Source organism: Siccirubricoccus deserti, from assembly GCF_014283215.1.
GTDB classification, from domain to species: domain Bacteria; phylum Pseudomonadota; class Alphaproteobacteria; order Acetobacterales; family Acetobacteraceae; genus Siccirubricoccus; species Siccirubricoccus deserti.
This window is the reverse complement of the sequence record NZ_JACOMF010000006.1, coordinates 52,503-71,889: the sequence shown is the minus strand read 5'-3', so window position 1 is coordinate 71,889 and position 19,387 is coordinate 52,503. Positions and strand designations below refer to the sequence as shown.

The 19,387-nt window shown below is 71.2% G+C and carries 21 protein-coding genes; 11 read left to right on the top strand and 10 right to left on the bottom strand.

Annotated features, from left to right (window positions below; translation table 11 throughout):
* Positions 1–35: 35 nt before the first annotated feature.
* Positions 36–452 (top strand): DUF2171 domain-containing protein, encoded by a 417-nt coding sequence (locus H7965_RS07440; protein ID WP_186769935.1) that lies wholly within the window; start codon positions 36–38, stop codon positions 450–452.
* Positions 453–723: 271 nt separating this feature from the next.
* On the opposite strand, the gene epmA is transcribed toward H7965_RS07440, so the two are convergent.
* The gene (gene epmA / locus H7965_RS07435; RefSeq protein WP_186769934.1) at positions 724–1,800 is read right to left on the bottom strand and encodes an EF-P lysine aminoacylase EpmA; all 1,077 of its coding nucleotides are present in this window, start codon (positions 1,798–1,800) and stop codon (positions 724–726) included.
* A gap of 37 nt (positions 1,801–1,837) precedes the next feature.
* On the opposite strand from epmA, the gene H7965_RS07430 reads away from it, so the two are divergent.
* Positions 1,838–2,836, top strand: coding sequence for a lysine-2,3-aminomutase-like protein (locus tag H7965_RS07430; protein WP_186769933.1), 999 nt, complete (start codon positions 1,838–1,840; stop codon positions 2,834–2,836).
* An 89-nt stretch (positions 2,837–2,925) separates the two neighbouring features.
* Here H7965_RS07430 and H7965_RS07425 read toward each other — a convergent pair whose 3' ends face one another.
* Positions 2,926–3,513, bottom strand: a complete 588-nt coding sequence (locus H7965_RS07425; protein WP_186769932.1) for a Uma2 family endonuclease — start codon at positions 3,511–3,513, stop codon at positions 2,926–2,928.
* A 187-nt stretch (positions 3,514–3,700) separates the two neighbouring features.
* On the opposite strand from H7965_RS07425, the gene efp reads away from it, so the two are divergent.
* From efp to H7965_RS07400, 5 genes are all read left to right on the top strand, one after another.
* On the top strand, positions 3,701–4,267 hold the full coding sequence (gene efp, locus H7965_RS07420; protein ID WP_186769931.1) for an elongation factor P: 567 nt from the start codon (positions 3,701–3,703) through the stop codon (positions 4,265–4,267).
* Between the two features lie 201 nt (positions 4,268–4,468).
* A complete protein-coding gene (locus H7965_RS07415) occupies positions 4,469–5,320 on the top strand; it encodes an inositol monophosphatase family protein (RefSeq protein ID WP_186769930.1) in 852 nt (283 codons plus the stop codon).
* Between the two features lie 108 nt (positions 5,321–5,428).
* Positions 5,429–5,953 carry an OmpA family protein gene (locus tag H7965_RS07410; RefSeq protein ID WP_186769929.1) on the top strand — a complete coding sequence of 175 codons (525 nt, stop codon included), beginning with the start codon at positions 5,429–5,431 and terminating at the stop codon, positions 5,951–5,953.
* A gap of 10 nt (positions 5,954–5,963) precedes the next feature.
* Positions 5,964–7,109 carry a flagellar motor protein MotA gene (locus tag H7965_RS07405; RefSeq protein ID WP_186769928.1) on the top strand — a complete coding sequence of 382 codons (1,146 nt, stop codon included), beginning with the start codon at positions 5,964–5,966 and terminating at the stop codon, positions 7,107–7,109.
* Between the two features lie 98 nt (positions 7,110–7,207).
* The gene (locus H7965_RS07400) at positions 7,208–8,806 is read left to right on the top strand and encodes a peptidoglycan -binding protein (protein ID WP_186769927.1); all 1,599 of its coding nucleotides are present in this window, start codon (positions 7,208–7,210) and stop codon (positions 8,804–8,806) included.
* 515 nt (positions 8,807–9,321) lie between these two features.
* Here H7965_RS07400 and H7965_RS07395 read toward each other — a convergent pair.
* Both H7965_RS07395 and H7965_RS07390 read right to left on the bottom strand, forming a co-directional pair.
* On the bottom strand, positions 9,322–10,035 hold the full coding sequence (locus H7965_RS07395; protein WP_186769926.1) for a response regulator transcription factor: 714 nt from the start codon (positions 10,033–10,035) through the stop codon (positions 9,322–9,324).
* A 180-nt stretch (positions 10,036–10,215) separates the two neighbouring features.
* Entirely contained in the window at positions 10,216–10,548 is a 333-nt protein-coding gene (locus H7965_RS07390; protein WP_186770056.1) for a DUF1491 family protein, read from the bottom strand.
* A 94-nt stretch (positions 10,549–10,642) separates the two neighbouring features.
* On the opposite strand from H7965_RS07390, the gene H7965_RS07385 reads away from it, so the two are divergent.
* Positions 10,643–10,861, top strand: a complete 219-nt coding sequence (locus tag H7965_RS07385; protein ID WP_186769925.1) for a hypothetical protein — start codon at positions 10,643–10,645, stop codon at positions 10,859–10,861.
* Between the two features lie 67 nt (positions 10,862–10,928).
* Here the strand turns inward: H7965_RS07385 and H7965_RS07380 are convergent, their stop codons facing one another.
* Positions 10,929–11,468 carry a cytochrome b gene (locus H7965_RS07380; protein ID WP_186769924.1) on the bottom strand — a complete coding sequence of 180 codons (540 nt, stop codon included), beginning with the start codon at positions 11,466–11,468 and terminating at the stop codon, positions 10,929–10,931.
* Between the two features lie 55 nt (positions 11,469–11,523).
* On the opposite strand from H7965_RS07380, the gene H7965_RS07375 reads away from it, so the two are divergent.
* Positions 11,524–12,453 carry a hypothetical protein gene (locus tag H7965_RS07375; protein WP_186769923.1) on the top strand — a complete coding sequence of 310 codons (930 nt, stop codon included), beginning with the start codon at positions 11,524–11,526 and terminating at the stop codon, positions 12,451–12,453.
* 151 nt (positions 12,454–12,604) lie between these two features.
* On the opposite strand, the gene H7965_RS07370 is transcribed toward H7965_RS07375, so the two are convergent.
* From H7965_RS07370 to H7965_RS07350, 5 genes are read right to left on the bottom strand one after another with little or no spacing between them, the layout of a single operon-like run.
* On the bottom strand, positions 12,605–13,447 hold the full coding sequence (locus H7965_RS07370) for a VOC family protein (protein ID WP_186769922.1): 843 nt from the start codon (positions 13,445–13,447) through the stop codon (positions 12,605–12,607).
* Positions 13,440–14,435 carry a ketopantoate reductase family protein gene (locus tag H7965_RS07365; RefSeq protein WP_186769921.1) on the bottom strand — a complete coding sequence of 332 codons (996 nt, stop codon included), beginning with the start codon at positions 14,433–14,435 and terminating at the stop codon, positions 13,440–13,442. The genes H7965_RS07370 and H7965_RS07365 overlap by 8 nt, the downstream gene beginning before the upstream one ends.
* The gene (locus H7965_RS07360) at positions 14,432–15,424 is read right to left on the bottom strand and encodes a ketopantoate reductase family protein (protein WP_186769920.1); all 993 of its coding nucleotides are present in this window, start codon (positions 15,422–15,424) and stop codon (positions 14,432–14,434) included. Before H7965_RS07360 ends, H7965_RS07365 begins: the two co-directional genes overlap by 4 nt.
* Before the next feature lie 43 nt (positions 15,425–15,467).
* Positions 15,468–16,256: a creatininase family protein gene (locus H7965_RS07355; protein ID WP_186769919.1), complete on the bottom strand. Its 789-nt coding sequence runs from the start codon at positions 16,254–16,256 to the stop codon at positions 15,468–15,470.
* Positions 16,253–17,437: a M20 metallopeptidase family protein gene (locus H7965_RS07350; RefSeq protein ID WP_186769918.1), complete on the bottom strand. Its 1,185-nt coding sequence runs from the start codon at positions 17,435–17,437 to the stop codon at positions 16,253–16,255. The genes H7965_RS07355 and H7965_RS07350 overlap by 4 nt, the downstream gene beginning before the upstream one ends.
* Before the next feature lie 205 nt (positions 17,438–17,642).
* Here H7965_RS07350 and H7965_RS07345 point away from each other — a divergent pair, with 205 nt between their 5' ends.
* Both H7965_RS07345 and H7965_RS07340 read left to right on the top strand, forming a co-directional pair.
* Complete coding sequence (locus tag H7965_RS07345) at positions 17,643–18,644, top strand: Bug family tripartite tricarboxylate transporter substrate binding protein (protein ID WP_186769917.1); 1,002 nt, start codon at positions 17,643–17,645, stop codon at positions 18,642–18,644.
* Between the two features lie 124 nt (positions 18,645–18,768).
* The gene (locus tag H7965_RS07340; RefSeq protein ID WP_186769916.1) at positions 18,769–19,371 is read left to right on the top strand and encodes a hypothetical protein; all 603 of its coding nucleotides are present in this window, start codon (positions 18,769–18,771) and stop codon (positions 19,369–19,371) included.
* Positions 19,372–19,387 lie beyond the last annotated feature (16 nt).

Sequence of the window (19,387 nt, the reverse complement as noted above, 5' to 3'; positions counted from 1 at the left end):
CGCCGTTCTCCCGGGCAGAACGGTAGGAGGCTCCCATGGCCAATGCAGCAGACCTCGCCCATGGCGAGATCCCGGACCACACCCCGATCATCGGCAGCGATGGCCGCCCGGTTGGGGCGGCGGATGGCATCGAGGGCGAATACATCAAGCTGATGCGCGGCGAGGATGGTCAGCACCGCTGGCTGCCGCGCAAGCTGGTGGCAGGGCTCGAAGGCGGGCAGGTGCGCCTCTCCCTGCCCGCCGCGCAGGCGCAGGATGCGATGGTGGAGGAGGCGGAGCTGGCGCGGCGCCTGGCGCTTGACCCGGATGCCGGTGCCGCCTTCGGCCGGCCCGATGACAGCGGCCCGCATGGCAGCCGGGCCCAGGCGCATGGGCCGAAGGGCAGCCCAGAACACCTGAAGGGCGGCCAGCGCCCGGCCGCCACAGGGGGCATCAACACCCATCGCGGCTAAGGGGGAGCGCCGGCATGGCTCCCCCGCCGCGCCTGCTGTCGCGCGAACCGCGGCTCGGCACCGGCCCCGGAGAGTGCCGGGTAGGGCTTCCCGGCCTTACCGGGTGGAGACCGTGCCGGCCCTGGCACTGGTGGCGAAGACAGGGGGGTGTCCAACACGACGCTGATACCCGGCCAGGAGGAAGGGGTGGAGGACCACGCCCCCCGCGCCTGTTGCCAGGTGGCGACCTTGGCGTCCCTCGCCAGCCCCGCCCTGGCGCTGCCGGAGGCGGTCAGGGCAGCGAGGGCAGCCACAGCACGTCGCCGATGCCGCGGGCGCCGCTGGCGAGCATCGCCAGCCGGTCGAAGCCCAGGGCGATGCCGCTGCCGGCGGGCATGCCGTGTTCCAGCGCGGCGAGGAAATCCTCGTCCACATCCCAGCCTTCCGCGCCGTAGCGGGCACGGCGTTCCGCCACATCGGCGATGAAGCGGGCGCGCTGCTCGGCCGGGTCGGTCAGCTCGTCGAAGGCGTTGGCGAGTTCCAGCCCGGCGGCGAAGAGCTCGAACCGCAGCGCCGCGCGGGGGTCGGCGGGGTCGCGCCGGGCCAGCGCCGCCTGGGGTGTTGGCCAGTGGGTCAGGAAGGTGGCGCGGTCGCGGCCGAGTTGCGGCTCCACCCGTTCCAGCAGCAGGCGGAAGAACAGATCCTCCCACCCCTCGCCCTCGCGCGGCGGGGTGCCGATGGCGGCCGCTGCCCCACGCAATGCCGCACTATCGCCGGCGCCCTCCGGGGTGACGGTGCCGAGGATGTCGAGCCCGCCGCACCAGCGCGCGAAGGCCTCGGCCATGGTCAGCCGCTCGAAGGGCAGGGTCAGCGCGGTCGCGACCCCGGCATGGGCGACGACGGGCGGGCAGACGGCGCGGACGAAATCCTCCGTCTGGTCCATCAGCCCGGCCAGCCCCAGCCCGGGCGCGTACCATTCCAGCATGGTGAATTCCGGGGCATGGCGCGGGCTGGCTTCGCCATTGCGCCAGACCCGCGCCAGTTCGAACACCGGGCCGGCGCCGGCCACCAGCAGGCGCTTCAAGGCCAGTTCGGGTGAGGTCCGCAGCCACATCACCCGCCGTTCCCCGGCGCCGAGATGCGGGACGTATTCGCTGCGGAAGGCGTGCAGATGCACCTCCATGCCCGGCACCGGCACCAGGCAGGGGGTCTCCACCTCGGTGAAGCCGCGGCTGGTGAAGAAGTCGCGGGTCGCCGCGGTCAGGGCGGCGCGGCGGCGGAGGAAGGGCAGCCTTCCGGCCAGGCTTTCCGGGTGCCAGAGCGGGGTCGGCCCGGAGGAGGAACCACGAGATGAAGCGGAGGGCGGCATTGCGTCGGGCAACCTTCGGGACTAGCTCCGCCGGACCATGCCCGATGGCACCCCCCCTCGCCCACCCCTCGCCCGCACCCTCCGCAGCGCCGAAGACCTGCACGCCGCCGGGCTGCTGCCGGAAGCGGCGATGGCCGGCGTGACGGCGGTCAGCACCCGCTACAGCATCGCCGTCACCCCCGGCGTCGCCGCGCTGATCGACCCGGCCGACCCGGCCGACCCGATTGCCCGCCAATACCTGCCCCACCCGGATGAGCTGGTGACCGCGCCGCATGAGCAGGCCGACCCCACCGCCGATGCCCCCTTCACCCCGCTGCCCGGCGTGGTCCACCGCTACCCCGACCGGGCGCTGCTGAAGCCGCTGCTGGCCTGCCCGGTCTATTGCCGCTTCTGCTTCCGGCGGGAGGCGGTGGGCCCCGACGGCGGGCTGCTGACCGAGGCGCAGCTTGAGGCGGCGCTCGACTGGTTCGCCCGCACCCCCGCGGTGCGGGAGGCGATCCTGACCGGCGGCGACCCGCTGATGCTCTCCGCCCGCCGGCTCGGCACCATCCTGCAACGGCTGGCGGCGCTGCCGCATATCGAGCTGCTGCGCATCCACAGCCGGGTGCCCGTCGCCGCCCCCGGGCTGGTGACCCCGGCGCTGGCGGCGGCGCTGGAGCTGGAGAAGCCGCTGTACCTCTGCGTCCACGCCAACCATGCGCGGGAGTTCACCCCGTCGGCCCGGGCGGCGCTCGGCCGGCTGCACCGGGCCGGGGTGGTGCTGCTGGGCCAGAGCGTGCTGCTGCGCGGGGTGAATGACAGCGCCGAGGCGCTGGAGGCGCTGTTCCGCGCCATGCTGCGGGCGCGGGTGAAGCCCTATTACCTGCACCAGCTGGACCCGGCGCCGGGGACGGCGCGGTTCCATGTGCCGGTTGAGGAAGGGCTGGCGCTGCTGCGGGCGCTGCGCGGGCGGGTGAGCGGGCTGGCCTGGCCGACCTATGTGCAGGAGACGCCGGGGGGGGGCGGGAAGGTACCGTTGGGGCCGGCTCTGGGCTGACCTCCTGGGGGAGGACGCTGTCCTCCCCAAACCCCACCTACCAAGGAGCGGGCGTCCCCTGGACCGGCGTGAGTTTAGGGGCGCGGACCCTACTCCGGCAGCACCAGCCTTGGCTGTGGGCGGAAGCCAAGCCCCTCGTAAAGCTCCGCCAGCGGCAGGGTGATGCCGAGCGCCGGCAGCGCCACCTCGGTCTCCAGCCCGGCGTGCGGCGCAGAGGTCCAATGGCCATCCTCGCCCCGGGTATGGAGGCGGAGCCGAGGCTGTTCCGGGTCGATCATCAGGATGTGCCGCAGGCTCGGCACGGTGCGGTACTCCTCCAGCTTCTCGGTTTGGTCGAATTCGGCGGTGGAAGGCGACGCCACCTCCGCCACCAGGGTCGGTTCGGTCGCCGCCCGGGCGGTTTCCTCGAATCGGCCACAATCCACCGCGGCGTCCGGATAGCGGATGTTCCGATTTGGGATGCGGATGGCGGTGTCGCTGGTGCCAGTCCGGCAGGGTGAGCCGCGCAGCCTCGTGCCCAGGGCGATCAGCAGGTTGGTGACAATGCGGTCATGCCGCTGGGTGGCACCCACCATGGCGCGCGGCTGGCCGTCCACCAGCTCGTGGCGGCGGTCCTGGCGGGCGAGCCAGGCGAAGAAGTCGGCTTCGGTCCAAGGGTTGTGCGCGGGGGCGGGCATGCCGAGGCCAGGGGTTCGTATCGCCGGGTCTATATAGCATGGGTGGCCCTCGCATGCAGGGCCGCCCGCGCCGGAACGGCCTTCCCCCTTCCCTCCCGGCCCCGTCCCGCCTAAACCCCAGCCACCCGCGCCCGGCACCCCTGCCGCGGCGCCCGCTCATTCACCTCCACCCGGACAGGTCGCCCCCATGGCAAAGATGCAGGCCAATCAGATGCGTGCCGGCATGGTCATCGAATTCGAAGGCCAGCGCTACACCATCCTCAAGCAGAACATCATGATCCCGGGGAAGGGCAACGCCATCATCCAGGTGGACATGCGCAACATCAAGACGGGGTCCAAGAAGGACCAGCGTTGGCGCACCGCGGATGTGGTCGAGCGGCTGATGACCGAGGACAAGGAGTTCACCTACTCCTACGCCGACGGCGACAGCCTGGTCCTGATGGACCCCGAGACCTATGAGCAGACCACCGTCTCCAAGGATATTCTCGGCGACCGCCTGCCCTTCCTGGTGGAGAACATGACCGTCAACGTCCGCCTCATTGAAGGCGAGCCGGTGGCGATGACCCTGCCGGAACAGGTCACGCTGGAAGTGGTCGAGGCCGATCCGGTGGTGAAGGGGCAGACCGCCGCCTCCTCCTACAAGCCGGCTCTGCTCTCCAACGGCGTCAAGACCATGGTGCCGCCCTTCGTCACCACTGGTGAGCGGGTGGTGGTGAAGACCGAGGATGCCTCCTACGTCGAGCGCGCGAAGTAGCCGGCCCGAACACCGGCCGCCTCACGCCCTTCGGCGCCGGGCCGGCGCCCTGCCCCGGCGGGCGGTCCACAGGTCCGGCCCTGGCGCCTGCCATGCCGGCGCCCGGTAGACCGGCCCGGCGGATCGTGGCCGGACATCCCGCCCCGGCCCGCGCCGAGGCAGATGTACCGGCACCCGGCCATAGCCACATCACGGATCATCATGGCCCAATCCCCCCGCCTCTCCCCCGCCCTCAATGTCGTCGTCGCCGCGGTGCAGAAGGCCGGCAAGCGCCTGCTGCGCGACTTCGGCGAAGTGGAGCAGCTCCAGGTCTCGATGAAGGGCCCGGGCGATTTCGTCTCCCAGGCCGACTTCCGGGCGGAGGAGACGCTGCGCACCGACCTCTCCCGCGCCCGCCCGAACTTCGCCTTCCTGATGGAGGAAAGCGGCAGCCACGGCAGCGACGACTGGGAATGGCGCTGGGTGGTCGATCCGCTCGATGGCACCACCAACTTCCTGCACGGCATCCCGCACTGGTGCGTCAGCGTCGGCATCGAGAAGCGGATCGACGCCGAGCGGACCGAGATCATGGCCGGCGTCATCTACAACCCGGCGGCGGATGAGTTGTTCTGGGCGGAGAAGGGCGTCGGCGCCTTCCTCAACGACAAGCGGCTGCGCGTCTCCGGCCGCCGCGACATGCAGCAGGCCGTCTTCGCCACCGGCATCCCCTTCGCCGGCGTCCCCCGCAAGGCGGAGTTCAGCCAGATCCTGGCCCGGGTGATGCCACAGGTCGCCGGCGTCCGCCGCTTCGGCGCCGCCGCGCTCGACCTCGCCTGGGTCGCCGCCGGCCGCTACGACGGCTACTGGGAACTCGGCATCAAGAAGTGGGACATGGCGGCCGGGCTGATCATGGTCCGGGAGGCCGGCGGCTTCGTCACCGATCCCGAGGGCGGCGACCCCTATGCCGAGGGCAATGTCGTCGCCGGCAACCAGGCGCTGCACGGCAAGCTGCGGGACGTGGTGGTGGAGGGCATGACCACTGTCGCCTCCGCCCGCGCCCGGCCGCAGGACTGAAGCGCCTGGCAGTGCGCGCCGCCTGCCGGCGCCGCAGCGTTCCGGCCCGGCAGCGAATTTCACCGGCGGGGTGTCCAGCGCGGTGGCGTTTGCTCTAGGTTGCGCCCTGTGACCCAGCCACGCCGCCGCACCCTGCTGCTCGCCGCCCTGCTGTCGCCGCTCCCCGCGCTGGCGCAGGTGGAGGCGGTGCCGCCCGATCCGGCACCGGCGCCGCCCGAACCGGCCCGCCTGCCCGACCGGCCCGGGCCCATGCCGCCAGCCGCGCCGCCGGCCAGCGTGCCGCTTCGTCTGCCGCCTGGAATGGAGACCTTGCCCCAGGGCGGCTGGCGCCTCCGCTTCCCGCCCGGGACCGAGGCGGTGCCGGAAGCTGCGGCGGCGGCGCTGCACAAGCTCGGTCACCGCCTCGCCGCCGCGACCGAGGGACGCGTCGTCATCCTCGCCCAGGCCAGCGGGCCGGAGGATGTCTCCACCGCACGGCGGCTCAGCCTGGCGCGTGGGCTGGCGGTGAAGCAGGCGCTGGCGGAAGGCGGGCTGCCGCCCACCCGCATCGACATCCGGCCGCTGGGCCACACCGAGGATCGGCTCGACAGCGCCGATATCCAGCCGCCCGAAGCCAGCAAAGGGACAAGGTGATGGCCAGCCGATGACCCCGCCGCTCCGCTTCCTCTGGCGCATGCTGGGCTTCCTCGCCGCGGTTTTCGGCTTCGCCGTGCTGCTGGCGCCGACCCTGATGCATGCCTTCGTCAGCAACCCGATCCTCAACAGCCTCATTCTCGGGGTGATGCTGATCGGCATCGGCTGGAACCTGCGGCAGGTGCTGATCCTGCGGCCGGAGGTGGATTGGCTGGAGAATTTCCGCCAGCCGAAGCTCGGCGCCCCGGCCCAGGCGCTGCCGCGGCTGCTCGGGCCGATGGCCAGCATGTTCGCTGCCCGGCGCTCGGACCGGCTCAGCCTCTCCGCCCCGGCGATGCGCAGCGTGCTGGACGGCATCGCCTCGCGGCTCGACGAGAGCCGCGAGTTGTCGCGCTACATGACCGGGCTGCTGATCTTCCTCGGCCTGCTCGGCACCTTCTGGGGACTGCTGCTGACCATCGCCTCGGTGGCCGATGTCATCAACGACATGTCGGTCGGCTCGGGCGACGTGAACCAGCTGTTCAACCAGCTGAAGACCGGCCTCGCCCAGCCGCTGAAGGGCATGGGCACGGCCTTCTCCGCTTCCATGCTCGGCCTCGCCGGGGCGCTGGTGCTGGGCTTCCTCGACCTCACCGCCGGCCAGGCGCAGAACCGCTTCTACAACGAGCTGGAGGAATGGCTGGCGGGGATCACCCGACTCTCCTCCGGCGTGCTCGGCGATGCCGGCAGCGAGGGCGGCAGCGTCCCGGCCTATGTCCAGGCGCTGCTGGAGCAGACGGCGGAGAACCTCGAAGGCCTCCAGCGCATCCTGGCGCGCGGCGAGGAAGGCCGCGCCGCCAGTGGCCAGGCGATGATGACCTTGACCGAGAAGCTCTCGGTGCTGACCGACCAGATGCGCGCCGGCCAGTCGCTGATGCTGCGCGTCGCCGAGCAGCAGGCGGCGCTCGGCCCGGTGCTGCAGCGGCTGGCCGAGGTCCAGGCCAACCCCGCCATCGACGAGGCGACCCGTGGCCATCTGCGGAACTCCGAGATCTACCTCGCCCGGCTGCTGGAGGAGGTGACCCAGGGCCGCGCCCAGAGCACGGCGGAGCTGCGCAGCGAGATCAAGCTGGTCGCGCGGACGATCGCGGCGCTTTCCGAAGAGGCGCCGCGATGACCCGTTGCACGCCGGGCACCGCGATCCTTGGCAATGGGACACCAGCTCGCAGACAGGCCGGTGGCGCGGCGCTCTCCGAAGAGGCACCACGCTAGCCGATGGCGCGCCTCGGCAGCCGGCGGCAGCGGGGTGGTGGGCTGGATGCCTGGCCAGGCTATGTGGACGCGCTGTCCACCCTGCTCATGGTCATCATCTTCGTCCTGCTGGTCTTCGTCCTGGCCCAGGGCTTCCTCTCGGTCGCGCTCTCCTCCCGCGACCGGGCGCTGGACCGGCTGAACCGCCAGGTCGCGGAGCTCGCCGAGATGCTGGCGCTGGAGCGTGGTCAGGCCGGGGAACTGCGCAGCGCCCTCTCCCGCACCGCCGAGGAGCTGCGCAGCGCGGCGACCGCCCGCGACACCCTCGCCGCCCAATTGCGCGAGACGCGGGAGGAACGCGACCAGCTCAGCGCCGACCGCGACACGGTGCGGGCCGAGCGTGACCGGCTGACCGCCCGGCTGACCGATCTCGACCTCGCAAGCCGCGGCAGCGCGGAGCGGATGGCGACCCTAGAATCCCAATTGGCCGAGGCGCTTCGCCGGGCCGAGGCGGCCGGCGGCGATGCCGCGCAGACCGTCCGCCGGCTGACCGAGACCGGCCGCAACCTCGCCGCCGAACGCGCCGCCCGGGCCCAGGCCGAGGCGCAGCTGGCGGAAAGCCGCGGCGCGGTGGAGACGTCGCGGCGCGAACTGGAGGGCGTCAACCGCCTGCTGGCCGAGGCCCAGGCCCGGCTGACCGAGACCCAGCGCCAGCTCGCCGCCATGCGGGCGGAAGTGGCCGCGCTCGACCGCCAGGTGCAGGCGGACCGCGCCACCATCGAGGCCCGGCTCTCCGACATCGCCCGGCTGTCCGAGCAGATCCGTGCCCTCTCCGCCATGCGCGACCAGATGGAGCGCCAGGCGGCCGAGGCGGCACGCCGTGCCGGCGACGAGGCGCAGCGCCGCAGTACCGCCGAGGCCGCCGCCAGCACCGAGGCCGAACGCCGCGCCGCCGCCGAGCGCGCCGTCGGTGAGCAAACACGGCTGGCCGAAAGCGCCCGCGCCCAGGTGGCGCTGCTGACCCGGCAGATCGAGGAGCTGCGCGCCCAGATCTCCCGCGTCGCCGCCGCCCTCGACATCGCCGAGGCCAGCGGCCGCGACAAGGATGCGCAGATCTCCGCCCTCGGCACCCGGCTGAACGCGGCGCTGGCGGCACGGGTCGAGGAGCTGCAGCGCTACCGCAGCGACTTCTTCGGCCGGCTGCGCGACGTGCTGGGCGACCGGCCGGAGGTGCGGATCGTCGGTGACCGCTTCGTCTTCCAGTCCGAGGTGCTGTTCCCGCCCGGCAGCGCCGATCTGTCGGCCGCCGGCCAGAGCCAGATCCGCGAGATCGCCCGGGTGCTGCAGGAGCTGTCGGCGCGCATCCCGCGCGACGTGAACTGGCTGCTGCGGGTGGATGGCCATGCCGATCGCATCCCGATCCGCAGCGCCCGCTTCGCCAGCAACTGGGAGCTGTCGGCGGCGCGGGCCATCGCCGTGGCGCAGCTGCTGATGGCGGAAGGGCTGCCGCCCAACCGCGTGGCGGCGACCGCCTTCGGCGACAACCAGCCGTTGGATTCCGGCGACAGCCCGGAGGCGCTGGCACGGAACCGGCGGATCGAGCTCAGGCTGACCGATCGATAGGGGTGCCGAAGCCGAAGCGGGCAACGCCCTCGACCCAGGGCATCGCCTGCGCCAACGGATTGTTCGCATCCACGATGCCGCCCGCGGCCCGCATGATTGCCTTCCGCCGGACGACATGAACGGCCGTGGCGGCAAGCCCTGCCCAATGCGCCGGCGGATCCGGCCTCAGCCTCCTGGCGGTGTCAAGGTTGTGGAGCCGGTCGAAGCGGCGACAGCGCCTCGGGCGCAAGGCGCCGGCCAGCGATGGCCTCGGCCTCGGTTCCGGAATCCTGGAACCGATCCAGGAGCGGTGGCGACCCAGACATCGGCCACCCCTCTGCGCGCGGGAATCCCAGGGCAGTTTCACGCAGATTGTCTCCAGCCTGCGTGAAACTGCTCCGGACTGCCCGTCGAGATCGCAACCATGCGGACAGGGCAAGTGGCCCGCAACAGCGGGCCAGCCCGAAGCGTGGGCCACGTCGGTGGGAAGTTGTCCGCACCGGGGAGGCGGGGGAACCGCCCCGGTTCGCATCCACCTAGACCGCGGAAGTGGCCACCGGGTCCAGCTTGTAGCCACCACCCTCGGTCAGCAGCAGCCGCGCCCGCGACGGGTCCGGCTCGATCTTCTGCCGCAGGCGGTAGATGTGGGTCTCCAGCGTGTGGGTGGTGACCGCGCTGTTGTAGCCCCAGACCTCGTTCAGCAGGATCTGCCGCGGCACCGGCCTTCCGCCGGCGCGATAGAGGAACTTCAGGATGTTGCTCTCCTTGTCGGTGAGCCGCACCTTGCGGTTCCGCGCCGGCTCCAGCAGCAGCCGCGCGCTCGGGCGGAACATGTACGGCCCGACGGTGAAGACCGCGTCTTCCGAATTGTCGAACACGCGGAGCTGGGCGCGGACCCGTGCCAGCAGCTCGTTCAGCCGGAACGGCTTGGCAATGTAGTCATTGGCGCCGGCGTCAAGGCCACGCACCACATCCTGTTCGCCATCCGCCCCGGTCAGCATGATGACCGGCATCCTCATGCCGTCGCGCCGCAGCTTGGCGCACAGGTCGCGGCCGTCGCCGTCGGGCAGGCCGATGTCGAGCAGGATGGCATCGTAATGCGCATCAGCACTCGCGAGCTTCTGCACCGCCTCGCTCGCGCTTTCCGCCTCATCGGCGGTGAAGTCACCTTCGAGACAGATCTGCTCCGCGAGCGTCGCACGCAGCGCGGCATCGTCCTCGACGATCAAGATAGGACGGGGGGTTGCCATACGACCTCCGGGGACAAGAATGGGTTTGGAAAAGCAACGGGATTGAGACGTGGCACGAAGCTGAACGTTCCGAGAGCGGCGCCGGAACAATAGTGTTTGAAACCATTGCGCGAAAAAACGCACCTCACGGAAGCGTTGGATCGCATACACAATATTGCGATCTCGCTCCGACCGGCCCTGCTAGAGCAGGCGACCCTCAAATGGAGGCCTAAGATCCGGAGCCTCGAATTCAACCACCCAGAGATCAGGGTCACGCTTCACCTGGCGCTCTATGTAGGCATCGGCGGTCGGCTGGTCGACCGGCACCGCACCGCTACCACGGAGCCAAGCGGGCCGCCCTTCTGAGTCGCGAACCTGACTTAGCACCAAAAGCCCTTCGCGACCACGTAATATACACAGTATACCGCCAGAATCCGGATCCCCCCGGCGCAGCACCGCCCCGCTCCGGCCCGCGATATCGGCCAGGCGCAGTGCCATCGAGACCCAGATGCCAGCCTTCACGCGGGGTTCCATGGCGGGCATAGGTAATCGTATCACTGGCCGAGGCAAGCCCCGGCTTGCCGTCCCGCCGCGTCCCAGGCACATCAGCGGCGGCGAGGGAGTTCCCATGGATCACCGTAAGATGACCGAAGGCCAGCGCGCCTATGAGGCGAAACGCGCCAAGAAGGCGGGCATGAGCCTTGAGCGCTGGCTCGACCAGAAGGCGAAGGAGTCCGCGGCGGAACGCGCGGCGGCGGAGAAGACGCAGCGGTCGGAGCCGGCGGCGGAGAAGAAGAAGCCGGGCCTGCTTGCCCGGCTGCTGGAGAAGGCCCAGAAGCCGCTCTGACCGGCTCGCTCGCCGGGGGGGGCCGCTCCGTCCGGTGGGCGCCCATGGGCCCATCCGCCCGCCCGCCTCACACCATCCGCAGCAGCAGCCCGTCACGGCGGATCGCCTGGTGGAAGATCACGCCGCCGATGTGCAGGACCAGCAGCGCCAGTATGGACCAGCCGATGATGGTGTGGAGGTTCTGCACCACCTCGGCCAGCGCCACGTTCTTCTCCATCACCACCGGGAAGTCGATGAAGCCGAGATAGGCGGTCGCGCCCCGCAGCGGGAAGCCCCAGGCATTGGTCGCCACGAAGCCGAGGACCGGCTGCACCAGCAGCAGCGCATACAGCGAATGGTGCACCGCCGCGGCGGCCGCCCGCAGCGGCCGCGGCACGCTGGGGGGCAGTGGCGGCGCCGGGTGGCGCAGCCGCCAGAGCAGCCGGAGCAGCACCACGACGAACAGCGTCACCCCAGCCGATTCGTGGATGGCGTAGAACACCAGCTTGGTCGCGCCCTCATCCTTGTCGGTGATGTGCTGGATGACGAAGCCGACCGGCAGCGCCACTGCCATCAGCGCGACCGTGATCCAGTGGAACCACTTCGAAATGGTGTTGTAGCTTTCCATGGAGCCCTCTCCGGCCGCCGGCATCCTGACACAGCCTGCTGTGGCTGGGTGCGACTTGATCGCGGCGCATGCCGATTGGAGCATCGACCCGCGCAAGCGCTGGCTCAGCCTGGCTTGGCGCGGCGCCGGCGGCTGGGTGGCGGCGGCGCCGCGGCCGGTGGGTGAGCTCGCGGCACTGCTGCCGGGGCTGCTGGCGGCGGGGATGCCGGTCGCGCTCGGGCTCGACCTGCCGCTCGGCCTGCCACGCGCCCATGCCGCCGCCCGGCCAGAGCCGGGGTTCCGGGAATTCCTCGCCGGGCTGGCGGCAACGCCCGAGTTCTTCGCGGTGAGTGCGGGCCTGGAGACGGTCTCCCCGGCCCGGCCCTTCTACCCGCTACGCGGGATACGCGGCATGACCCGGGCGGCGCATGCCGCGGCATTGGGCTTCCCTGGGCCCGAGAGCCTCTCCCGCTGGTGCGACCGGGCGACGGCGGAGCGCCCAGCCGGGGCGCCGCTGTTCTGGACCCTCGGCGCCAACCAATCCGGCAAGGCCGCCATCGCCGCCTGGCGGGACTGGCTGGTGCCGGCCCTCGTCGGCGGTGCCCCGGTGCGGCTCTGGCCCTTTGAGGGCGGGCTGCACGCGCTGCTGACGCCCGGCGTCGCGGTGCTGGCCGAGGTCTACCCGGCCGAGGCGCTGCGCCATTGCGGGCTCAGGCTCGCCGGCAGCAAGCGGGCGGAGGCAGCCCGGCGGGCGCTGGCGCCGGCGCTGCGAGCGGTGATGGCGGCGCGCGGCGTGGCGCCGGAGCCGGCGCTGGCCACCGCCATCGAGGCTGGCTTCGGCCGCGACGCCGCCGGCGAGGATCGCTTCGATTCGCTGATCGGCCTGCTCGGGCTGATCGGCGTTCTGGACGGGGTGCGGCCGGATTTCGTGCCGGATGACCCCTGGATCCGCCGCTGGGAGGGCTGGGTGCTGGGGCAGACGGCGCTGCCACGCCAAGCTGGCTGAGGCCGCGCCGGCCCGATGGCGCCCTCCCCTTCAATGTCATGGCCGGGCTTGACCCGGCCACTCCAGGCTCCTGCTTTCGTTGGAGCGCGTCATGCGCGGGTCAAGCCCGCGCATGACGGAAGGATAGTCCGCTGGAGCGTGTTTGCCGCTCCTAGGCCATGAAATCGATGGTGGTGTTCATCGCCGCCCTGGCCGGCACCCGCACCAGCCCCGCCGAGACGGTGGCCGGCACCTTGTTGGTGCGCAGCAGCGCGGCCGTCGCACCGAGGTCCCGCACCTTCAGCCCGAGCACCGCCAGATGGTCGCCCCGCCCCGCTGGATCGGGCGCGGCGTTTCCGAGTTCCGCCGCCACCGCCGCATGCGGCGCCGCCTCCACCACCGCCGCCGCGCCGAGCCGCAGCAGGGCGCGGCCGTCATCCGTGGTGCGCACCGCCTCGGCGCCGAACATCCGGCGGAACATCGCCGCCTGGCGCTCCGGGTCGCGGACCGAGAGCAGCATCCGGGCGACGCCGAGCGCGCCGTTCGGATGCTCCTGCCATTCCTTCCGCCAGACATGCTCCGGCGTCAGGTGCTCGCACCAGTAGAGCCGGCCGTCGAAGGCGGCCGAGCGGTCCAGCCGCACCGTCTTGAATTTGGCATCCGCCTGGCTGCCATCCGGCAGGTCGGCCGGGCGGAAGAAGGCATTCGCCGGCTGCACCGGAACGCCGGCGGCCATCAGCCGCGCCTGCAACGCCTCGGAGTCGTAGCCGCGGAACACCAGCCCATTCAGCCCGACGGGAAACGGCTCCAGATCCGGCCGCAGCGCCCCGCCAGGCACGTCGGTGCCCAACAGCTCCAAGTAGTCGGTGCCGAAGATCGCCAGGTGATTGGCCGAGCCCAGGCTGTGCTTGCCCATGGGCGTGAGCTGGAAGCCGAGGCGGCGATAGATCTCCGCCCCCTCCGCGATGCGGTCGCGGACGTCGACGACGATGTGGTCGATCTGCGGTTCAGCCATCCTGTGCACTCCTCCTGTAGAGGCCGGCCGCCTCGGCCACCTGCGCCACCATCGCCACCAGCAGGCTGAGCGTCGGCGCCGGCACGCCCTTCTCCCGCGCCAGGCGCAGCGGGGCCTGGAACAGGGAGTCCACCTCCATCGGCCGCCCGGCTTCCAGGTCCTGCAGGATGGAGGGCTTATGCGCGAGCTGGGCGGACTGGTTGATGCGCTCCTCCGGCGCGCCGCCCACCGGGCGTCCCATGGCGGCGGCGATCGCCAGGCTCTCCCGCACCACCGTCACCGCCGCCTCGCGCACCACGGCATCGGCGAAGGTGTCCTGCATGTGCCGCCGGGTCAGCACGCAGACCGGCGCATTGGACAGGTTGGTGATCAGCTTGGCCCAGACATCGCTGCGGATGTCGGCGCTGACGCTGCACGGCATCCCGCCCTGCTTGAACGCCGTGGCCAGCGCCACCGTGCGGTCGGAGCGGCTGCCATCCGGCTCTCCCAGCAGCAGCTTGTTGGTGCGGCTGGTCACCTCGATCACGCCGGGCTCCGGCACGGAGCAGGCCGAATAGATCACCCCGCCGATCGCCCGCTTCGGGCCGATGCTGTCCCACACCACATCGCCGGGGTCGGCTTCCGGTACGCGCTGGCCTTCCTCGGCGCCGCCATGGGCGTGGAAGTACCACCAGGGGATGCCGTTGGTGACGAAGGTGACCGACGTCTCCGGCCCCAGCAGCGGGCCAATGGCGCGGGCGACGTCGCCAAGTGCCGGTACCTTGGTGCAGACCACCACCGCATCCTGCGGCCCGAGCGCGGCGGGGTCGGCTTCGGCGCGCGGATGGACATGGATGTCGCCATCCGCCGCCAGCACGCGCAGCCCCTTCGCCCGGATCGCGGCGAGCTGCGCGCCGCGGGCGAGGACGGACACCTCCGCGCCGCCCTTCGCCAGCCGCCCTGCGAGATGCCCGCCGATGGCGCCGGCGCCGAAGATGCAAACCTTCATGCCGCGACTCCCTTCGGGGTGTAGAGCCCGGCGGCGATGGCCGCGCGGGTGGCCAGCGCCGTCATCGTCTCCAGCATCGGCACGGCGACGCCGGCCTCCCGCGCCAGGGTCAGCGGCGCGGCGAAGAGCGCATCGATCTCCATCGCCCGCCCGGCCTCCAGATCCTGTAGGATCGAGGGCTTGTGCCGCAGCTTCGACGACCGGCCGATGCGCGCCTCCGGCGCATCGCCGGCGATCGGGCAGCCGAGCGCGGCGGCGATCGCCATCACCTCCCGCGCCATGCGGATTGCCGTCTCCCGCACCGCCGGCGACGCCAGCGTGTCCTCCATGCAGGAGCGCGAGAGGACGCAGAGCGGCCCGGTCATCAGATTGCCGAGCAGCTTGGCCCAGACCGCATTGCGGATATCGGGCACCGCGGGGGCGCCGATGCCGCCGGCGGCGATTGTGTCGCACAGCGCCTTCAGTCGCGGCGTCATCGCGCCATCCAACTCGCCGAGAACGACGCGGCTGTCAGGCGCGATGGCGTGGATGACCCCAGGCTCGGTGACGCTGGCTGCCGAATAGACCACGCCGCCGATGGTGCGGCCGACGCCGATGGCCGCGCGCAGCGCATCGCCGGGGTCCAGCTCCGGCAGGCGCCGGCCGGCCTTCGCGGTGCCGTCGAAATACCACCAGGGGATGCCGTTCATCACGAAGGCGACCGCCGTCTCCGACCCCAGCAACGGGGCGATGGCGGCGGCGACGGAAGGCAACGCCGGTGCCTTCACCGTGACGATGACGGCGTCCTGCGGGCCAAGCTCGGCAGGGTTGTCCGTCGCCCGCGGCCGGCTGTGCAGCGTGCCGTCATGCGCGACGACGGTGAGGCCGCTGGCGCGGATCGCGGAGAGGTGCGGGCCGCGGGCGACCACCGAAGTCTCGGCGCCCCCCTTGGCGAGGCGCGCGGCGATATGGCCGCCGATGGCGCCGGCGCCATAGACGCAGATCTTCATTCCCATGTCTCCAATCGATCGAGACCTGCGAGCCGCGCCCGGGTCACGAATGCTCTTTAATATGCGCCACCATGGCGGCACCGGCCAAGACGATGCGATCGGTGATGCGGGCGCCATGCCCGGCGGTGCCAGGCCGGCTGTCGGCGCAGGCAACGCCGCCGGGCGCCACCTCCTCCACCTCCATCGGCACGCTGAAGGCGACGCCTTCGACCTTCAGCGTGCCGAAATCCGCGACCGGCACACCGAGAATCGGCGGCACCGGCTGCTTTTCCCGCGCCAGCTCCGGCCGGCAGAGATCGGGGCGGAGATGCAGCGCCACCGACCAGACCGGGTCGCCACCATGGCCGAAGCTGGCGGGCGCGCCGCCCAGCTCGGCATGCAGCACGCCGGCGGCGCGCCACAGATGCAGGGTCGGGATGCGCAGGCCGTGCTTGCGGCGCAGCGCCCGCGTTGCCGCATCGGCCGGCGCGATGGAGCCGGCATGGCCGTTGATGATGAGGATGCGCCGGGTGCCGGTGCGGACGAGGTTGTCACAGACCTCCTCGATCACCGCCTGCAGGGTCGCCGGCGTGAGCACCACCCCGCCCGGCACGAATGAAAAGAAATCCTCGCCGCCGAAGGGGATCGGCGGCAGCACCAGCGCATCGGCGCCGGCCGCGGCGGCGCGAGCGGCGATGCGCGCGGCAATCGACTCGGCCAACAGATAGTCGCCCATCGGCGCTTGCGGCCCGTGAGTCTCAAGGCTGCCCATCGGCAGGATGGCGCAGGCCCCGGCGGCGAGCCGCGCGGCAACCTCGGGTGCGGTGAGCTCGGCGATGCGATGCTGCGTCACGACAGGATCTCGAGCGCGATGCGCGACAATGCCTGCACGCCGAGGCCGATGCAGCGCTCGTCCGGCTGGTAGCCGGCATTGTGCAGGTGATCGTCGCGGCCTGGCGCGCCGCTGCCAATGCGCAATTGGAACGCAGGCACCCGCTCCGCGAATTCGGCGAAATCCTCGGCGCCCATGCTGGGGCGGCCCTCGTCCACCGCCTCGCCGAATTGCGCGCGCACCGCGGCAATGGCAGGGTCAAGCACGCGGTCGCTGTTCACCAGCGGCGGCACCCCGCGGCGATAGTTCAGCTCGCAGCGCACCCGGTGCATCGCCTCCAGCCCCTGCGCCAGCCGCTTCAGCGCGCGTTCCGCGGTATCGCGCGAGACATGGTGCAGGGTGCGCACCGTGCCGCGCAGCTCGACACTTTCCGGGATGATGTTGGGCGCGGTGCCGCCATGCAGCATGCCAATGGTGACAACGGCCGGCAGCAGCGGATCGATCTCCCGGCTCACCACCGTCTGCGCGCTGCCAACGAAGGCGGCGGCGGCGACGATCGGGTCGATCGCGTCCTCGGGATGCGCCGCATGACCGCTCTGGCCATGCACCACCAGGTCGAAGCGGTCGGCGGCGGCGAGGGTCGAGCCACGGCAGTAGCCGAAGCGGCCAACCGGCATGGTCGGGTAGTTGTGGAAGCCGAGCGCCATGTCGACACCTTCCAGCACGCCGTCGGCGACCATGGCGGCGGCGCCACCCAACGCCTCCTCGGCCGGCTGGAACACCAGCACTACCCGGCCGGCGAACTGCGGCGCGAGCCCCTTCAGCACCTCGGCGGCGCCGAGCAGCGTCGTCGTGTGGATGTCGTGGCCGCAGGCGTGCATCTTGCCATCGACCGTGCTGGCGAAGTCGAGGCCGGTCTGTTCGTGGATCGGCAGCGCATCCATGTCGGCGCGGATGGCGAGCGTCGGCCCCGGCCTGCTGCCCTCGATGACACCGACGACGCCGGTGCGGCCGATTCCGGTTCGATGCACGATGCCCATGCGCGCCAGCTCGGCAGCAACAATGCCGGCGGTGCGGACCTCCTCGAAGGCCAGTTCGGGATGGGCATGGATGTCCCGCCGGATCGCCACCAGCCGAGGCTCCAATGCCTCGGTCGCGACACGGATGCGGGTCTCGGGATCATTCAGCAGCCGGCCGGTCATGGGGGATCCTGAGGGGATGGAAGCCGGAGGATTACGGGAAGCTTTCTGGCTGACAAGCGGCCCGACAGGCGACAGCCGCCCGGCGCCGCGAAAACCACGCATTCCGGCCATCCTGGCGCCGCAAGGTGCCGCGCCCCCGCTTGCCCCGTGGGACGGAGACATGCCATAGGACGCCACGCCCGAGCTGGGGAGGACAATGTCCGGGATGCTGTCGCGCCGCGCACTGCTTGCGGGCGGTGCCGCCGTGGCGGCGCTGCCGGTGGATGCTCGTGCCCAGGACTTGTCCGCCGCGGCCTCCTCAGGGGTTGCGGCATGGCCGACGCAGCCGATCCGGCTGGTGGTTCCCTTCGCCCCTGGTGGCACCACGGATCTGGTGGCACGGATGCTCGCACAAGGGTTGCAGGATCGCCTCGGACAACCTTTCATCATTGAGAACCGGCCCGGTGCCGGCGCAACCGTCGGTAGCCAGCAGGTCGCGCAGGCCGCGCCGGATTGCCATACGCTGCTGATGTCGAACATCGCCAGCCACGGCATCGCGCCGACACTCTACCGCACGCTGCGCTACGATGCGGTGAAGGATTTCACCCATGTCGCGCTGGTGGTGAGCAATCCCTCGGTGTTCGTCGCCAACCCGCGCTTCGCCGGACCGACCCTCGCCGATGTCGCCCGGCTGTCGCGCGAGGCTCCGCGCGGGATCGACATCGCCTCCTCCGGCTCCGGTTCGTCCAACCATCTTCTGATCGTGCAATTCGGCCAGGCGGCGAATGCCCGGGTGAACCATGTGCCCTATCGCGGTGCCGGTCCGGCGATGACCGACGTGATTGCCGGCGTGGTGCCGCTGATGTCGGACAGCCTGCCCTCCGCCGCTGGCCATATCCGCCAGGGCTCGGTGCGTGCCGTGGCGATGGCCTCGGCGGAACGCCACCCCGCCTTCCCCGAGGTGCCGACCTTCCGCGAACAGGGCATCGACCTCGTCAGCGACAGCTGGTTCGGCCTGTCGGGCCCGGCCGGGATGCCGCCGGCGGTGGTGCAGCGCCTGTCCCAGTCCACGCTTGCGGTGCTGGCGGAGCCGGGGCTGCGGATCCGCTTCACCGAGCTTGGCGGCACGCCCGGCGCATTATCCCCGTCGGGCTATACAGAGTTCGTCCGTGCCGAGGTCGCCCGCTGGGCGCCGGTGGTACGGGCTTCAGGGGCCGAGGTCGGATGAGATCGGCAGTGTCTTCGTTCGCAATCCCGCGCGCCACCGGCTTGACCCGGAGCGCGCGACGCGGTGTCGTTGCAGAAAATCCCGGACCGAATGGTCCGGGCTGGGAGCCGAGGAAGGGCGCAACATGAAAGTCAATTCAAAGGATATCGCCGCAAGCGCTATCCTGATTCTGTTGGCCGTGGTCGGGCTGTGGCTCAACCTGGACCATAATCTCGGCTCCGCCCGCCGGATGGGACCAGGCTACATGCCGATGCTGGTCTTCTGGACCCTGCTTGGGCTGGCCGGGCTGGTCCTGCTGGCGGCATTCTTCAGTGGGCCGGACCCTCTGCAGAAATGGACCACGCAGGAAAGCGTGAACCTGGCGCTGGCGATTGCCGTCGGCACGGCGGTCTGGTGGGTGGCGCCGAATTTCGGCACCTTCTTCAGCAGCACCTACAACGGCGTCGGCCTCGGTATGCTGGCCGGATTCCTGGTGCTGTGCTGGTCATTGGGATGGCGGCTGATCGGCTGCATCTGCGCCGCGATGTGCGTGTTCGCCCTGCTGCTGGAGCAGGGCGGGCTGATGCTGGCACTGATCGGCACCATCCTGGTTGCCTCCCTTGCCGAACCTGAGCACCGGGACCGCCCGCTCGGCGTGATGGGCATCACCATCTTTCTGCTCGCGCTCTGCTGGTGGGTGTTCATCAAGCAGCTCGACATCCGCGTCTCCGTCTGGCCGCAGTTCTAGACCAGGCGCCGGAAAA

Bases quoted from the DNA above. Each gene is read 5' to 3' on its own strand.
- H7965_RS07440 (WP_186769935.1), top strand. From the start codon at position 36: ATGGCCAATGCAGCAGACCTCGCCCATGGCGAGATCCCGGACCACACC.
- epmA (WP_186769934.1), bottom strand. From the start codon at position 1,800: ATGCCGCCCTCCGCTTCATCTCGTGGTTCCTCCTCCGGGCCGACCCCG.
- H7965_RS07430 (WP_186769933.1), top strand. From the start codon at position 1,838: ATGCCCGATGGCACCCCCCCTCGCCCACCCCTCGCCCGCACCCTCCGC.
- H7965_RS07425 (WP_186769932.1), bottom strand. From the start codon at position 3,513: ATGCCCGCCCCCGCGCACAACCCTTGGACCGAAGCCGACTTCTTCGCC.
- efp (WP_186769931.1), top strand. From the start codon at position 3,701: ATGGCAAAGATGCAGGCCAATCAGATGCGTGCCGGCATGGTCATCGAA.
- H7965_RS07415 (WP_186769930.1), top strand. From the start codon at position 4,469: ATGGCCCAATCCCCCCGCCTCTCCCCCGCCCTCAATGTCGTCGTCGCC.
- H7965_RS07405 (WP_186769928.1), top strand. From the start codon at position 5,964: ATGACCCCGCCGCTCCGCTTCCTCTGGCGCATGCTGGGCTTCCTCGCC.
- H7965_RS07400 (WP_186769927.1), top strand. From the start codon at position 7,208: ATGGCGCGCCTCGGCAGCCGGCGGCAGCGGGGTGGTGGGCTGGATGCC.
- H7965_RS07395 (WP_186769926.1), bottom strand. From the start codon at position 10,035: ATGGCAACCCCCCGTCCTATCTTGATCGTCGAGGACGATGCCGCGCTG.
- H7965_RS07390 (WP_186770056.1), bottom strand. From the start codon at position 10,548: ATGGAACCCCGCGTGAAGGCTGGCATCTGGGTCTCGATGGCACTGCGC.
- H7965_RS07385 (WP_186769925.1), top strand. From the start codon at position 10,643: ATGGATCACCGTAAGATGACCGAAGGCCAGCGCGCCTATGAGGCGAAA.
- H7965_RS07380 (WP_186769924.1), bottom strand. From the start codon at position 11,468: ATGGAAAGCTACAACACCATTTCGAAGTGGTTCCACTGGATCACGGTC.
- H7965_RS07370 (WP_186769922.1), bottom strand. From the start codon at position 13,447: ATGGCTGAACCGCAGATCGACCACATCGTCGTCGACGTCCGCGACCGC.
- H7965_RS07365 (WP_186769921.1), bottom strand. From the start codon at position 14,435: ATGAAGGTTTGCATCTTCGGCGCCGGCGCCATCGGCGGGCATCTCGCA.
- H7965_RS07360 (WP_186769920.1), bottom strand. From the start codon at position 15,424: ATGAAGATCTGCGTCTATGGCGCCGGCGCCATCGGCGGCCATATCGCC.
- H7965_RS07350 (WP_186769918.1), bottom strand. From the start codon at position 17,437: ATGACCGGCCGGCTGCTGAATGATCCCGAGACCCGCATCCGTGTCGCG.
- H7965_RS07345 (WP_186769917.1), top strand. From the start codon at position 17,643: ATGCTGTCGCGCCGCGCACTGCTTGCGGGCGGTGCCGCCGTGGCGGCG.
- H7965_RS07340 (WP_186769916.1), top strand. From the start codon at position 18,769: ATGAAAGTCAATTCAAAGGATATCGCCGCAAGCGCTATCCTGATTCTG.